The sequence below is a fragment of the Rhodopirellula sp. P2 genome, from assembly GCF_028768465.1.
Lineage (GTDB): Bacteria > Planctomycetota > Planctomycetia > Pirellulales > Pirellulaceae > Rhodopirellula.
Map to the genome: position 1 here is coordinate 2,797,687 of NZ_CP118225.1, position 14,988 is coordinate 2,812,674.

11 protein-coding genes are annotated in these 14,988 nt (G+C 57.2%); 6 read left to right on the forward strand and 5 right to left on the reverse strand.

Annotated elements, in window-relative coordinates; genetic code table 11:
• Positions 1-198: 198 nt before the first annotated feature.
• The gene (locus tag PSR62_RS09920) at positions 199-1,887 is read left to right on the forward strand and encodes an RNA polymerase sigma factor RpoD/SigA (RefSeq protein ID WP_274407608.1); all 1,689 of its coding nucleotides are present in this window, start codon (positions 199-201) and stop codon (positions 1,885-1,887) included.
• A 54-nt stretch (positions 1,888-1,941) separates the two neighbouring features.
• Here the strand turns inward: PSR62_RS09920 and PSR62_RS09925 are convergent, their stop codons facing one another.
• Together PSR62_RS09925 and PSR62_RS09930 are read right to left on the reverse strand one after the other, a co-directional pair.
• Entirely contained in the window at positions 1,942-3,156 is a 1,215-nt protein-coding gene (locus tag PSR62_RS09925; RefSeq protein WP_274407609.1) for a chorismate synthase, read from the reverse strand.
• Positions 3,144-4,418 (reverse strand): LL-diaminopimelate aminotransferase, encoded by a 1,275-nt coding sequence (locus PSR62_RS09930; protein ID WP_274407610.1) that lies wholly within the window; start codon positions 4,416-4,418, stop codon positions 3,144-3,146. Before PSR62_RS09930 ends, PSR62_RS09925 begins: the two co-directional genes overlap by 13 nt.
• A 264-nt stretch (positions 4,419-4,682) precedes the next feature.
• Here PSR62_RS09930 and PSR62_RS09935 point away from each other — a divergent pair, with 264 nt between their 5' ends.
• From PSR62_RS09935 to PSR62_RS09950, 4 genes are all read left to right on the forward strand, one after another.
• Positions 4,683-5,513: a sensor histidine kinase gene (locus tag PSR62_RS09935; protein ID WP_274407611.1), complete on the forward strand. Its 831-nt coding sequence runs from the start codon at positions 4,683-4,685 to the stop codon at positions 5,511-5,513.
• Between the two features lie 178 nt (positions 5,514-5,691).
• Entirely contained in the window at positions 5,692-6,792 is a 1,101-nt protein-coding gene (locus PSR62_RS09940; protein ID WP_274407612.1) for a redoxin domain-containing protein, read from the forward strand.
• 116 nt (positions 6,793-6,908) lie between these two features.
• Positions 6,909-7,859: a thiamine-phosphate kinase gene (locus PSR62_RS09945; protein WP_274407613.1), complete on the forward strand. Its 951-nt coding sequence runs from the start codon at positions 6,909-6,911 to the stop codon at positions 7,857-7,859.
• Between the two features lie 19 nt (positions 7,860-7,878).
• On the forward strand, positions 7,879-8,391 hold the full coding sequence (locus PSR62_RS09950) for a glycine cleavage system protein H (protein WP_274407614.1): 513 nt from the start codon (positions 7,879-7,881) through the stop codon (positions 8,389-8,391).
• Positions 8,392-8,477: 86 nt separating this feature from the next.
• Here PSR62_RS09950 and PSR62_RS09955 read toward each other — a convergent pair whose 3' ends face one another.
• The 3 genes from PSR62_RS09955 to PSR62_RS09965 are packed head-to-tail and all read right to left on the reverse strand — an operon-like array spanning position 8,478 to position 12,643.
• Positions 8,478-10,676 (reverse strand): sialate O-acetylesterase, encoded by a 2,199-nt coding sequence (locus PSR62_RS09955; protein WP_274407615.1) that lies wholly within the window; start codon positions 10,674-10,676, stop codon positions 8,478-8,480.
• 51 nt (positions 10,677-10,727) lie between these two features.
• Positions 10,728-11,588 carry an SDR family NAD(P)-dependent oxidoreductase gene (locus PSR62_RS09960; protein ID WP_274407616.1) on the reverse strand — a complete coding sequence of 287 codons (861 nt, stop codon included), beginning with the start codon at positions 11,586-11,588 and terminating at the stop codon, positions 10,728-10,730.
• Positions 11,585-12,643: a PmoA family protein gene (locus PSR62_RS09965; RefSeq protein ID WP_274407617.1), complete on the reverse strand. Its 1,059-nt coding sequence runs from the start codon at positions 12,641-12,643 to the stop codon at positions 11,585-11,587. Before PSR62_RS09965 ends, PSR62_RS09960 begins: the two co-directional genes overlap by 4 nt.
• 269 nt (positions 12,644-12,912) lie before the next feature.
• Here PSR62_RS09965 and PSR62_RS09970 point away from each other — a divergent pair, with 269 nt between their 5' ends.
• Positions 12,913-14,910: a DUF1549 and DUF1553 domain-containing protein gene (locus PSR62_RS09970; RefSeq protein ID WP_274407618.1), complete on the forward strand. Its 1,998-nt coding sequence runs from the start codon at positions 12,913-12,915 to the stop codon at positions 14,908-14,910.
• Positions 14,911-14,988 lie beyond the last annotated feature (78 nt).

Consider the following 14,988-nt stretch of genomic DNA (forward strand, 5'->3'; position numbering starts at 1 on the left):
CGTGACCTACGTTTTTATATGCGAGGCGGGGGAACGTCGTGCATCAAATAATCACGGTGTTGAGGTGTGTGGTGGTTGTTCACCGAGTGTTGCGGGAACGCAACGTGGGTGATGTCTGGAACCCACACGCCACGTCGCAAACTCATTCATCCCGCAGGCGGTTATTCCGCCTAACTCCTTCTGCGACAACGGTTTGCTATGATTTATGTGTTGCCCCAAGAGGCGACTGGCACCGCCGGTGCTTGGTCTCACTCACCCAATCGTGTTGATAATGTTTCGGGTGTCGAGGAGACCTTGATGGGAAAGAAGCTCAGCCGCCGTAGCTTGCAGGACGACGCCTTTGATGCCGAGGATTCGGTCAATCGCCGATCACGCACGATGGGGCAGGAGTTCTCGGATTCGATCTCCGAGGAAATCGAAACCGGTGCGGCGGGCGACGAAGACGTGGTTTCTCGTCGTGACGAGTTTCCGACCGATCCCACCGAAGACCCGGTGCGTATGTATCTGATGCAAATGGGGCAAATCCCATTGTTGACGCGAGACCAGGAGGTCGCCGCGGCTCAGCAGATCGAAGCCACTCGGGAACGCTACCGTCACTGCATGATGGCAACCGATTTCATGTTGCAAGCCGCACTGAAGTTGCTGCAACAGGTCCGTGACAAGCAATTGCGTCTGGATCGCACCATCGAAGTCAGCGTGACCAACGCGGCAGAGAAAAAAGCGATCATGAAACGGATCGTTCCGAACACCCGCACGCTGGATTACTTGCTGCATCAAAACCGCGGCGACTACATGGTTGCGATCAATTCATCGCTGCCGATGCGTCGTCGTCGTGCGGCTTGGCGGAACCTCGTCATTCGCCGCAACAAGGCGGTTCGGTTGGTCGAGGAAATGAACCTGCGAACCAACAAGCTGCAGCCCATCTTTGAAAAGCTGCGCCGCAGTTGCGAACGGATGCAAGAGATCAGAGCCATCTTGGCGGACGCTCATCGATCAACCATGCCTGGCATGCCGTCGGGCGATGAGTTGCGATCCGAGCTTCGCAGCCTGATGCGATTGACCTACGAAACACCTCGCACGCTTTCTCGCCGTGTTGAACGATGCGACACCTATCGCGATGACTACGACGCCGCCAAACGGGTTCTCTCAGCGGGCAACTTGCGGTTGGTGGTTTCGATCGCGAAAAAGTATCGCAACCGAGGGTTGTCATTCCTGGATCTGATCCAAGAAGGCAACACGGGTTTGATGCGGGCGGTCGACAAATTCGAGCACGCTCGGGGTTACAAATTCAGCACCTACGCAACATGGTGGATTCGTCAGGCGATCACGCGAGCGATCGCGGATCAAAGCCGCACGATTCGTGTGCCCGTGCACATGATCGATACGATGAACAAAATTCGCCAAATCACTCGTGATTTGGTCCAAGAACACGGTCGAGAACCCACCGCGGAAGAAGTTTCCAGCCGCAGTGGTTTGTCACTCGATGACACTCGCGTGATTCTGAAAATGAGTCGCCAGCCCTTGTCCTTGGATCAGCCGGTTGGCGATCACGACGACAGTGTCTTTGGCGAATTCCTGCAAGATCATCGCAACGACGATCCGTTGGTGGAAACCAACCGCGAAGCTCTGAAGCATCAGATTGACTTGGCGATGGAAACACTGAACTACCGCGAACGCGAGATTCTTCGTTTGCGATACGGTTTGGCCGACGGTTACACCTACACGTTGGAAGAAGTCGGGCGGATCTTCCAGGTCACCCGCGAACGTGTTCGTCAAATTGAGAGCAAGGCTGTTCGTAAATTGCAGCAACCTTACCGAGCCAAGTCACTGGTCAGCTTCTTGGACGGGGCTGAGGTCTCGTTGTTCGAAGGCAGTGAAGCGATCTGAGATCGCAGGTGCATGGATCGCTCGGTTTCGACCGAGCGAGCAACACTCGCTCGCTCAAAAAAGCTTGATCGAGTCACCGCAGTGAGCGGTGGCTTGATAGGCCAACACGGAGTTGAGCAGTTCAATCGCCATGCGTGATTCCAACGTCACGCCGGCGCGCACGCCAACGCATGGATCGTGCCGGCCTTTGGCCAACTCAAAATCAATTTCATCGAACTGCTTGTTGATGGAATCTTGTGGCAGGTTGATCGTCGAAGTGGGTTTGAAGCCAACTCGCGCGACCAGGGGATTGCCCGTTGTGATGCCACCGAGCAATCCACCGTGGGTGTTGGATTGATAGCCTTTGCTGCGAATCGGATCGTTGTTTTCGCTGCCGGTTCGTGGAATCACATCGGCACCCGATCCAATCTCGCAGGACTGCACCGCGTTGAGTCCGCCGAGGGCTCCCATCAAGCGAACCTTCAGGCTTTGATACAGCGGTTGACCCAGCAGGGGCGGAACGCCAACGGCGACCACTTCGACCGCCGCACCCAGGGAATCGCCTCGTTTGCGAGTTTCCTTGATCAGCTCGCCGGCTTCGGTTGCGAAGGCCGGATCGATCGAAGCGATCTCAGCTTCGCCGAGCGTCTTTTCGATCTCGTCCACGTTTTCAATCGTCAGAGAGTCCGCCAAACGACGACTGGCCTTCAGTGAACCGACTTGGCAAATCGAAGACACAAACCGGGTCCCAAAGTATTCCCGTAGGATGAGGCGGGCCACGCTGCCGCCGATGACATCGGTGATGGTGGATCGATAGCTCGAACGCCCGCCACCGCGAACGTCGACGAAGCCTTGGGATTGGTGGAATTTCACCAGGTCGGTGTGGCCCGGTCGGACTTCCCCGGTGGGGCCACTGAACTGGGTGTAGTCGCCAGATTTTTTGCTGGTCGACAACACGATCGCCGCAATCGGTTCCCCGGTGGTGAAGCCGTCTTCGTAGCCTTCGGTGGCAAACGATTGGTTGTCCACCTCGACGGACAATTTCGATCCGGTCAGCAGCGCATCCATGTCATCCTGGTACAGCCCCGACAGGAAGACGACTTTGTCCTTTTCGTTGCGGGGCGTGCCGTGTTTGTTGCCGCCGGGGCGACGGCGATCGAGGAACGGTTGCACATCGAGTCGACGGATGCGAACCCCAGGAGGGCACCCATGAATGATCGTGGTGACCGCAGGGCCGTGGCTTTCGCCTGCGCCCGCGACCGCGAAATGGGGACCGCCTAGGATTTCCATTGCAATCCGGCTCCGTTCAACCGGGCAGCCGTTTCGGCCATCAAGGCGTCTTCGGCGGCTTCGTCTTCGGCGATGTAAGTCACGCTGAAACGAAGGAACGAACCGGCGTCGTCCCAGGGCACGGTGACGATGCCGTTTTCTTCAATCAGGAACCGCGTCGCGTCTTCCGCAGCGGCAAAGGTTTCGCCGCTGGCTGTTCCCGAGGGGGACTTGGTGTACAGGAAGTACGTGCCGCCTGGCATTTCCGCTTCGAAGCCACAGTCACGCAGGACTTTGACCAGCTTTTCCATTCGCCGGCGGTACTTCGTGCGGATGCGTTCTGGAATCGAGTCGTCATCGAGTGCCGCTGCAGCAGCTTTCTGCGTGGCGATGAATTGACCGCTGTCGCTGTTGTCTTTGACGTCCGAGAACGCTTTGACCACCAGTGGGTGACCGGCGACGAATCCCATTCGCCATCCGATCATGTCGTAACCCTTGCTCATCGAGTGAACTTCGACACCGACGTCCAAGGCACCAGGGACTTCGAGGAAGCTGGATGGTTTGCCGTCGAAGGTCAGCATGATGTGGGCAGCATCGTTGACGACCACGAACTCTTTTTCCTTCGCCAGTGCGATCACATCTTCGAAGAAGGACTTCGGTGCCGTTCCGCCGGTGGGCGAGTTGGGGTAGTTGAGAATCATCAACTTGGTGCGACGGAACACATCGTCAGGGATCGCGTCCAAATCGGGCAAGAAATTGTTCTCGGCCAACAACGGCAACCGGTAAACGTCACCACCGTAGTAACGTGTGTGAGTGCCCGCGACGGGATAGCCCGGCACGGTCATCATCGTGATATCGCCTGGGTTGATGAAGCAGGCGGGCAACATCGCGTAAGCCGGTTTGCTGCCGATGCAGTGGTTGATTTGCGTTTCAGGATCCAGCTTCACGCCAAATTGACGCTGCATGAATCGAGCGGCGGCTTCCTTGTATTCGGCGACACCATTGTCGGCGTAGCCACGATTTTCGACTTGGTTGATCTCGCGACCCATCACTTCGCGAATCGACGCGTCGGCCATGGAGTCGTTTTCGCCGATCCCGAAGTCCAGCAATTGCCGTTCGGGGTGATCCGCCAAGGCTTTTCGTTTGGCGCGTTTGATCTTTTCGAACTTGTAAATCTCGGTGCTCTTGCCGTAGTTCGCTCCGCCAATTCGTTCGGCAAACAGCGATTGAATGTACGGGTCAGAGTTCGGAGCGGTTTCGGAAGCAGCGGCAGCGGAGGACATTTGCGACCCATCGAGATCGTTCGGGAAAAGAAATGAGCGAATCGAATGTTTTAGCCTCGAAACACGCGTTCGTCGAGGTCGTCAGTTGCCCCCAACGGCCGCGGGAGTGTCCCTCATGGATGCTCCGCGATTCGTTCCTTCCCCGGGGGAAATCAGGGGTTCGGCAATCGGCAGCGGGGCGTTTGAGCGATACAATTGATGGTTGCTGAGCCCTCCGGAGAGATGGGGCCGAACCGTTGCCCGCCCTTTGTCCCGTGTTCTTTCATGTCCGAGCCGATTTTTTCCAGTCACGACGACACACTGCCTCCGGAAGATTCTTCTGGCAAAGCGGGCGGTGCACGTGACAGTTCGTCTCGCAGCGATCGTTCTCGCGAGCAAGCCCGGCACGAAGCGGAAATGCTTGAGGCACGTGGCCACTATGAAGAACTGGCGGAACTCGCCGGGTCGCTGGCTCACGAGATCAAAAACCCGCTTTCCATCATTCACATGAACATCGATTTGCTCAGCGAAGATCTGATGGAGATCGATTCTCCCTCGAGTCGTCGCTGCCAAAATCGAGTCGATATGGTTCGCAACCAATGCGAACGCATGGAAGGACTGCTGCGAGATTTCTTGCGATTTGCACGGTTGCGGCACATCGATTTGGTCCCCGGCAGCCTGAACGACCAAATTCAACAAGTCCTCGATGCCTACCAGGCTCAGGCGGATTCCCAGGGCGTGGAGTTGCAGCGGTATCTGGATCCCGATCTGCCATCCATTCGCCTGCACAGTGATGCCCTGCAGTCGGCGCTCATGAATCTGGTGAAGAACGCGTTGGAAGCGATGCCCGATGGCGGACAGCTCTGGGCTCGCACCTACAGCACTCGCGGTGGTGTGAACCTGGATTTGATCGACACCGGATCCGGTGTCGACGACAACACGGTGCTGCATATGTTTGAACCTTTCTACAGCACCAAAGACGGTGGCTCCGGGTTGGGATTGCCGACCGCTCGGAAAATCATCGAAGCTCACGGGGCACGGATTTCGGTTCAAAGTGAAACCGGCCGCGGGACCAAATTCAGTTTGCAATTTCCCGTCCCTGCACGGTTGGGGTGACCTTCCCCCTGAGCTGGGCTTGGCTGCTGGGCTTGTCAGCTGGCTTGGCTGAACGCTGGCGGAGACTGAGAGGATACAATCATTTCGCGTTGGGTCAGTGGTCGACAGCGCGATTGGCAATTCTTCAACTGAAACCGCCTCTTCTCAAGCGATTCCGTCTGTTCTAGCGAGATTCCCGATGCCGATTCGAGTTTTCATGTACTGGTTCGCTGGGGTGCTGGGGATTGCTGCAGCGTCATTCGGCATGGATCCAGCGGTGGCGGAAGAGCCGTCCGCCTCCCCGGCTCAGCCGTTCGTGCTGCAGATGATTCGTGACGATTCGGTGCACACTGAATTGCAGCTTTCCACCGATCAAATTGACCAAGTGTACGGCGCCATTGCGGAGGTTGATCCTCGATGGTGGGTCAATCGGATCACTCCGCTCGAGCAGCAATCCGCTGAAATTCGAGCGTTGACGTCGACGCTGAAAAGCCGACTGTCCGGCATCCTGTCCGGCGACCAAATGAATCGCTTGGAGCAACTGGAAAAGCAGGCCGCTGGAACTCGATTTGTGCTGCACTCCGAGGCGATCGCCGCGTTGGGATTGAGCGACAGCCAAGTTGAAAAGTTAAAAGAAACGTTTGCCGCGACGGACGAGGAAGTCGCCAAGTTGCAGCAGCAGGTCGCAGACAAAGAATTGGAAGCCGACGAAGCGGCCCGTGATGTCGCCGCAATTCAGGCTCGAGAGCGGCAGAGTTTGGTCGGCCAGTTGTCTCGGGATCAACAAGCCAAAATCGGATCGTTGCTGGGCGCAACGTTCGACTTTTCAAAGGTGATGCGAACCTACCCGCGAGCCCCCGAGTTTGTGCTCGACGGTGCGGAGTGGATCCAGGGCGAACCCACCACGATGGAAGATCTGCGTGGCAAAGTGGTGGTGGTTTATTTCTACGCGTTTCAGTGCATCAACTGCCAGCGAAACTTCCCGCATTACCAGGCCTGGCATGACGACCTGGCTGACCAGGGATTGGTGGTGATCGGGATCCAAAGGCCGGAAACGTCTGCCGAGCGAAGTCGGGAACGGGTCTTGGCTGCCGTGGAAAAGGACGGGTTTGAATACCCGGTTTTGTTCGACGAAGAATCTGGCAATTGGAATGCGTGGGGAAATACCATGTGGCCGACGACCTACTTGATTGACAAGAAGGGGTTCATTCGTCGATGGTGGCAGGGCGAAATGAATTGGCAAGGCACCCCCGGCGAACAGCAAATGCGTCAGACCATCGAGCAACTGCTTGCGGAGTAAATCGAGCAACTGCTTGCGGAGTAAGCTGCGAGATGCTGGGATGAGGGACAATGATTGTCGATGACGCTCGCACGCTGCCCACGAAACACTCCCTGACATAGAAGCTGAACTTCAGAATGGAACAGTCTTTCCTCGCCTACCTTCGCGGTCGAACTCGTCAATTGCCTCAGGTCGCCGTCGGAATTGGCGACGATGCGGCGGTGATTGACTGGCCGGGAGCATCCTCGTCCGACCAACCTTCCGTTCGTCAGGTTGCCTGCACCGACCAGATCCTCGATGGCGTGGATTTTCGTTCGGGGGAACAGTCGCTGGCCGACATCGGCTTCAAAGCGATGGCGATCAATCTCAGTGACATCGCGGCGATGGGGGCGACTCCTGCTTCGGCTTTGGTGACGCTGGCACTGCCTTCCGAAAACGCGACGGAGATCGCAGGTGAAGTCTACGAGGGCATCCTTGAGGCGGCGCAGAAGTACCAAGTCGCGATCGCGGGCGGCGATCTGTCCACGTATGACGGGCCGCTTTCGATCAGCATCACGGTCCTGGGATGGGTCGAAAAACCGTGGCTGCGAACGGGAGCTGAGGAGGGGGACGCCCTGTTCGTCACCGGATCCCTGGGCGGCAGTTTGCTGGGGCGGCACCTACGCCCCGAACCCCGAGTCGAATTGGCGGCGAAGCTGAAAGAGAAAGTCAGCGTGCATGCCGCGATCGATGTCAGCGACGGCTTCAGCTTGGATCTCGACCGGATGCTGGCGGCCAGCCGAATGGGGGCGGAGTTGGAATTGGAATCGCTGCCGATCTCAGACGCGGCCCACCAGTTGTCTGAAACGAGTGGTCGCACGCCGCTGGAGCATGCCTGGAGCGATGGAGAGGACTTTGAGTTGATCTTCTGCGTCTCGCCCGAAGAGGCGTCGATTGTTGAATCGACGGATTGGGGCGTGTCCGTGACGCGAGTGGGCAAGGTTGTGGGCCGAACCGGATTGTGGAAACGCGTTGCAACCAGCAAGTTCGAGCGTGTCTTCCCGCAAGGCTTTGTGCATGGCGAAAAAGACATCGCGGCAGCCCAGTGATCCAGCGAGCTTGATCAACATGAATGACTCAGATTCGACTCTCGGAGAACAGTTCCAATTCGCAATGGGCGAGCATGAGGCCTCGTTCCCCAAGAGCTATCGCTTTGCGAAAAATCACATGTGGGCGACGCCTTCGCCGGACCAGTCCGCTGCCACTGGCAGCGAGCAATGCGTGTGGCGGTTCGGTTTGTCAGCTTACGCGGTGCGTCTGCTGCAAGACGTCTACTTTCTGGATTGGATCGTGGAGCCGGGAACGCCTTTGTCGGCGCGCAAAACGATCGGGGCGATTGAAAGCAAGAAAGCGGAAAGCGATCTGTTCTCTCCGATCGCTGGTGAACTGATGGCGATCAACGACAACGCTTTGGATGAGCCTTCGATCATCAACGCATCGCCTTACGTCGATGGTTGGCTGATCGAAATTCGCGGCAACGCCTTGGAAGAAAACCTGTTGTCCTCCGAGGCTTACGCGGAACATCTCAACGAGGCTTGGGAAGTCGCTCAGCGAACCATCAAAGGCCAAGCCAACCACTGATTGGCCCGGCCGCGTTTGTCACCTGTCGCACCCGTTGAATGGTTCGCAACCATCCATCGGGCAGAGTCCAGTGGCCACCTCGGCGGTCACTTCACGGGACGAACCAAGACCTGCAACTTCTTGTTGTCGTACTGAGCCGCGTTGCTGGTGAAGGTCCAATCGGTGTGCTCACCCGAGTGATTGCCAATTCCGAGATCGGCATCCCGTCCGCGCTTCCAATTGTTGATCGCAAAGACGGTTTCGCGGGCACCGACATTGTGGACTTGCATGCAACCATAACCGTTCGCGGGCGGCCCAGGTTGGTCACCAAAGTCGAAGGCTGTGCCGGATGCCCCGGGGACTTTTGCGTCATTGCTGGGGCTGTAGTTGTTGGGCCAAAACTCGATTCGTCCGGTGGAGATACCCGTTGCGGGGGACACGCTGGCATCGCTGCAATGGACATTCATGGATTCGACCGCTTGCTGGAAATTGGCCTTGGAATCCGCGGTCGGGATGCCCAGTTTTTCGATGTCGTCGGTGAAGGCGTCCATGCTGACGAAGACCGATTTGATGTTGCCGCTGGCGTCCTCCAGCGAGACCAAGTAGGCGACGCGATCGAACTTGGAAATGTCAGCGTGGCGGTCGATGTCATACTGGATCGAATCGCCCAACTTGTTCAGGTCCAGTTCGTAAACCAATTCGTAGTCGTCTGCACCGGGGATTGTTTGCACGAACGAGGGGACTTTGCCGGCTCGAAACGCGGACACGGGCAAACCGGTTGCGCCACGCAGGTTGGGTTCAGCGAGTTTGTCCCAAGCGAATCGGACGGCGACGGGATGCTGGACTTTGGGGGATGACAGAACAATCTCGCTCCCTTCGATCTTGGCCGTTGCTGTTTGGAATCCGCCCGATTTTGGGCCGATGATTTCGAACCAGTCCGGTGACTTGCCGTCGCTGGTTTTCAAATCACCTCCGACGTTCTTGAAACGCAATCGAAGCTGGCTGCCCTCTGGTTGCATGGATTCCAGTTCGGGACTGTGCGCGACCAAGTCCGTTTTTCCATAGTCATGACGCAGCGCCAGGTCCGCCAAGCGTTTGCCCACGTCTTGCTTGTTGGGTGGGTGAATGTTGTTCAGGGTGGCGATGTCATTGGTGACCACCATCGCAGTGTTCGGAATGGCTTGGGACGCTGTTTGAGCTTCCCAGAACTTGGCCAGAACCGGGCCCGCTTCGTCGCCATATTGGTAAGGTGCGATTTGCACGAAGTAGAACGGGAACGGTCCCTGGTTCCACTTCGTTCTCCAGCCTTCGATCAACGCTTGCATTTTCGCCTTGTACAGCATCCCATCGCTGCGATTGGCTTCACCTTGGTACCAGATGGCACCTCGGATGGGCATTTGAATCAGCGGGTGGATCATGCCGTTGTAGAGCGTGGTGGGCTGGCTGCGAGTTGTGAACGGCGTCAGTGAGCTTGGGTATTCGGGCGCGGGTTCGATGAACGAATCGTTGGCCAATGCTTGCTCAGCCTTCACGACCCATGCTTTGGTCGATTTCAGGTGGTTCTGCAGAACTGCTTCAAAGGTGTCGGTTCCAGGCGTTCGCTGAGTGACTGAATCAGAGAGCTCTTTCAGTTCTTCAATCCCTTCGAACCCGACCGGTGGGGTCCAAGGTTCGATGCGAGTACCGCCCCACGACGAATTGACCAATCCGATGGGGACGTTCAGTTCTTGATGCAACCGTCGAGCCATGAAGTACCCGGCGGCAGTGAATTGTCCGACGGTCTCTGGCGAGCAGACCTGCCAGGGCGCCGGCACGTCATCCTGAGCGACTGGCGAGGGCACGCGAGGCACTTTCATGTGCCGGATTTGCGGGAAGTTCGCCGCAGCGATTTCCTCGGCCGCGTTGACACTGGATTGAACTCGCCATTCCATGTTGGATTGGCCCGAGCACAACCAGACTTCGCCGATCAAAATGTCTTGGAGTTGAATTTCATTGTTGGCCGTCACTTTGATTTCAACGGGATCAGCGCTCGCGGAGCGGCTGGGAAGTTCGATCAGCCAGCGTCCGTCCTGATCCGCTTGTGTGCTGGCCTGATCGTCACCGATGGTGACTTGGACCTTTTCTGTTGGTTCGGCCCAACCCCAAACTCGGATCGGTTTCTCTTGTTGCAGGACCATGTGGTCGGTGAAGAAGCCCGGCAGTTTGACATCGCCGCGAACCAGGCTGGGATGCACAACCCCCGCGGAGCCGCAGAGGAGTAGAGCCGCGATCAGCACGCGGCAAAAATTGTGTCGGTGGTGAGACATGATGCGTGACTTCGGTGGGAAGGAGGGAGGAAGGAAGGAAGGGATCGCGGATCAGTGATCCGCGGGAAGGTCCGGTTGTTGCCACGCACTCATGCCGCCATCGACCAGCAGCGTTTGTCCGTGAACATGTTCGGCCACATCGCTGAGCAGAAAGATGGCGGCTCCCACGCAGGCGTCCGCGGAGGGGATCTGCCCGTTGGGCGTGTGAAGCTGCATCCATGATTCGATGGATGCGTCGTGATTGACCACATCGGTGAGCTGTGTGCGAACCAACCCTGGGGCCATCGAGTTGACGCGAATTCGATGCGGGGCTAGCGACACGCAAAGGGAACGCACCATCGCCGCGACGGCGCCTTTGGATGTGTCATAGGCGGTGTGATCGGGTTCGGCCAAGAATCCATTGATCGACCCTGTGAACAGAACCCGTCCGGCAACTTGCTTGGCAACCCAACGTTTCGCGAAGGCTTGCGTCAGGAAGTACCCTGCCCCGACGTTCAAATTCATCGTGGTTTGATAGCGTTCCGCGGTCATCTCGAGAAAGGGTGTGTCGATGAAGGTGCCGGCGTTATTGACGAGCGTGTCCACACCAGACAGCACCTCATCGATTTGTTGCAGCAACCCATCGACCCATGATTCTGCGGGGGCCGAAAGATCGCACAGGATCAACTCCGCACGGGGACCGTTTGCACGGCAGGCGACCAAGGTTTCTTCGGCAGCGGCATCATGCTTGAGTCCAATCAGGACCACGTCCGCGCCCACACTGGTCAGGCCTCGCGCGATCGCACCGCCGACACCTTGTGTGCCGCCCGTGACAACGACGCGGCGCCCATCCAATCGGAATCCATTGGGATGAAACGCCGCGTTGGAAGATCCCGGTGATGTTTCACCGGGGGAGGTTTTCGGAGAATTCAAAACGAGGGTTTGGTTTGGGAGTAGTCGGCAAAATGTTGTTCCGATTTTTCGCGATCAAAGCCGCCATCGTGCAACACAATTCGGAAGTGAAGGTCCAGGTGTTCTCCCTCGGCAATCTTGACGCCTTCGTATTCGGGTTGACCAAAGTGATGGCGACCGAATGGGTTGGCCGCGAACAAACCGTACGTGCGAACGTGCCAGTAGCACTCCGGAAGCGAGTTGCCGGGGTGGTAATACATCGTGATCCCTGCGGTGGGCCAATCCGATGGTTCGTCCGAATCAGCTTGTTGAATCGGGCCGCTGTAGTCGACCCACGCGGAGGCTTTGCCCCACGCTGCGCCGTCTTTCAAGCCTTCTGCGTTTTGCCCTGTCCCTCCGAGTTTGGCGTCGACCTTCATCGATCCCGCCACGCGAACGCCGAGCGTGCCTTCTTTGGTGTCGCCAAAGACAACGTCACCGTCGGTGGCCATCAGACGAACGTCGAAATCGATCACCGTGTCGCCTTGTGACTCCGTGAACGTCCAACGTCGTTGATCGCTCAGGACTCGTTTGCCGTCTTTGTCATTCCAGTCATTGTTCGTGGTCAGCGTGATCCCGTCGTCGTTTTGCGATTTGGACATCGCGGTTTGCACGATGGAACCCGTCAGAGGGCCGGGTTTGTCGATCCAGAAATCCAATCCGTTGACGACACCATGGTTGAACCACAGTGAGCGGTGGTGGTGGTGGTCGTCTTTTTCGTACTTGCCTTTTTCCTTCATCGGGTAGTCACGCGTCAGCGCCAATCCCGAGGGGGAATTCACGGGGTACAGTCCCGGCGTTCCCAGCAAGCTGGCGTGATAACGAGTGATCAAATTACCACCCTGGGTTATGACAACATCCTGTTGTTCCGAGTCCGTATCATTGGAGTCCACGGCCTTGGCTTCCCAGGTCGCGGTTGCCTCGGCGGTTGCTGGCGGCGCCGCCGAACACGCGTGAGTGACTGAGAATGCGGCGATGACGACGCAGACGTGCTGCGCAAGCTGGCGAAGGAATCGGTGAAGACGCGAAGGATTCATCAAGGTGGGTCCGTGTGAGTTCATTGTCTGTGGGGAAGCGTTTGTTTGAAAAGTTGCAATCGTGATCGGAAGCGTTGCCCAAGCCTAGGTGTGGGCACCCTTTCGGCCTGGATTGACGGTCTGATCGGATTGGTGACCTGATTGGATTGGCGACAACTCGTCGCGAAGGTGGGATGGGGGGGAAGGACGGAGGCAGGTGAGCGAACTGAGCGTTCGATTTGCCAGTTGCTCGCAGGTCGATGGACTATGATAGAGCGGGACGGAGCACGATGCCATCTTTTCTGAGTTCTGGTTTTTTCGGAGTGGACGTGATGTGTCAACGAGGCGGCTCGGCGCGTTTGATTGGGATGGTCGTATTGATCATCTGCTTGTTTGTTCCTGACGCATTTGCCCAGCGGTCCAATCAGCGAAACATCAAGAAACCCAACCCGAAAACGAAGATCCGCCTGCCGGAGAGCGTCCGCACGAAGAAGCCGGTGGACATGAAGGTCGCGCCAGTCCGCGAGTCCAGTCGCCAGGAAATCCGCTACGCGGCCAACGAGCTGGATACATTCATCGAGCGTGAACTGCTGGCCGAGGGCATCACGCCACAAGAATTGGCCAGCGACGAAGTCTTTTTGCGACGCATCTACTTGGACGTCGCTGGACGCATTCCCACTCTGGACGAAGCCAATCGGTTTTTGGAATCCAAATCCAGCGATCGACGGGAAGAGCTGATTGACCAGTTGCTCTCCAGCCCTGATTACGTCAGTCACACGTACAACTGGTGGGCGGACACGCTGCGATTGGTCGATCGCCCTCAGCCCAACTTGGTTGCCGATCCCTACAACGGATACGTCAAGGAATCCATCGCCGAGAACAAACCCTACGACCAGTGGGTTTACGAGATGCTGACGGCGGACGGCAAAGTCTGGGACAACCCGGCGACCGGCTTTCAGCTTCGTGATGATGGGATGCCGCTGCCCTACATCGACAACACCGTGCGAGTTTTCTTGGGAACGCAAATCGGCTGCGCTCAGTGCCACGACCATCCGTTTGATGAATGGTCGCAGTATCAGTTCTACCAGCTGGCTGCGTTCACGGCGGGGACCAGCACCCGGATGCGAAAAGGCGATCCCGGGTTCGAGAAAACCAATCCGGCAAACGAACTCATCAACGAGGGAAGGAAGCGTTATGAGAAGGGCCGTGTTCCCGGCGAATTTCAACGCATCGCACGAGCCAACACCTACATTGTCAGTGAGCGACCGCGACGTCTGCGATTGCCGCATGACTACGCCTATCGAAATGCCAAGCCGAAGGACTTTGTGGAGCCCAAAGTGCTCTGGGGCGAGGTCCCAACGTCTGCGGCCAAGGCAACCCCGCGTGAGCAATTCGCCGCCTGGGTGACTAGTCCCGAAAATCCGCGATTCAGTCAGACGATCGTGAACCGACTTTGGAAACGTTTGATGGGCGTCGGGTTTGTCGATCCCGTGGACGACTTTCGGGACGAGAATCCTTGTGTCAATGAAGCCGCGATGGATCACCTCTGCAAGGAATTGATTCGGCGCGGATTTGATCTGAAAGAACTGACCCGCATTGTTCTGTACAGCCAAACCTATCAACGACAAGCGGTCGATTTTGACATCACCGATGGCGAACTGTACTACTTCCCCGGACCCACTGTTCGACGAATGACGGCGGAACAAGTCTGGGACTCGATTCTGACATTGGCCGTGAACAACCCCTGGCCGTTTCAACGTCCAACCGCTGCCGAAATGAAGCCTGTGATGGACTTGGATTTTTCCAAGGTGGATTTTGCGGAGGTCCAAAGACGTTCCGCGAAGTTCAAGGAAACCTATTTCGCCAGCGTCTACAAACGCAATCTCAACCAGCACGCCTACCAACGCAACGTGTTGTGTCGGGCCAGCGAATTGCCATCGCCACTGCCTGCGGATCACTTCTTACGCCAATTTGGACAAGGCGATCGCGAGGTCATCAATGGTTCCCAGGACGACGCCACCGTGCCTCAGATCCTGGCCATGTTCAATGGCCCGATCACGCATGTGATGTTGGAACCCGGATCGGCTCTGGTCGACAATGTCCTCGAAGTGAGCAACGTCAAGAAACGAATCGATGCGATTTTTCTGAGTGTGTTGACTCGCAAACCATCGACAGAGGATCGCATTCTCGCTTCTCGCGAATTGTCCAGTCAGAACCAAACCGGTGTCGGCTACGGCAACATCATTTGGGCACTGCTCAACACACGAGAGTTCTTGTTCATCCAGTGACCGGCAGCGTCCTTGCTGGATGCATCGTTGCTTGACACTGCATCCTCCCTCCTCCTCTCGCTCATCGCCCGCGTTGCG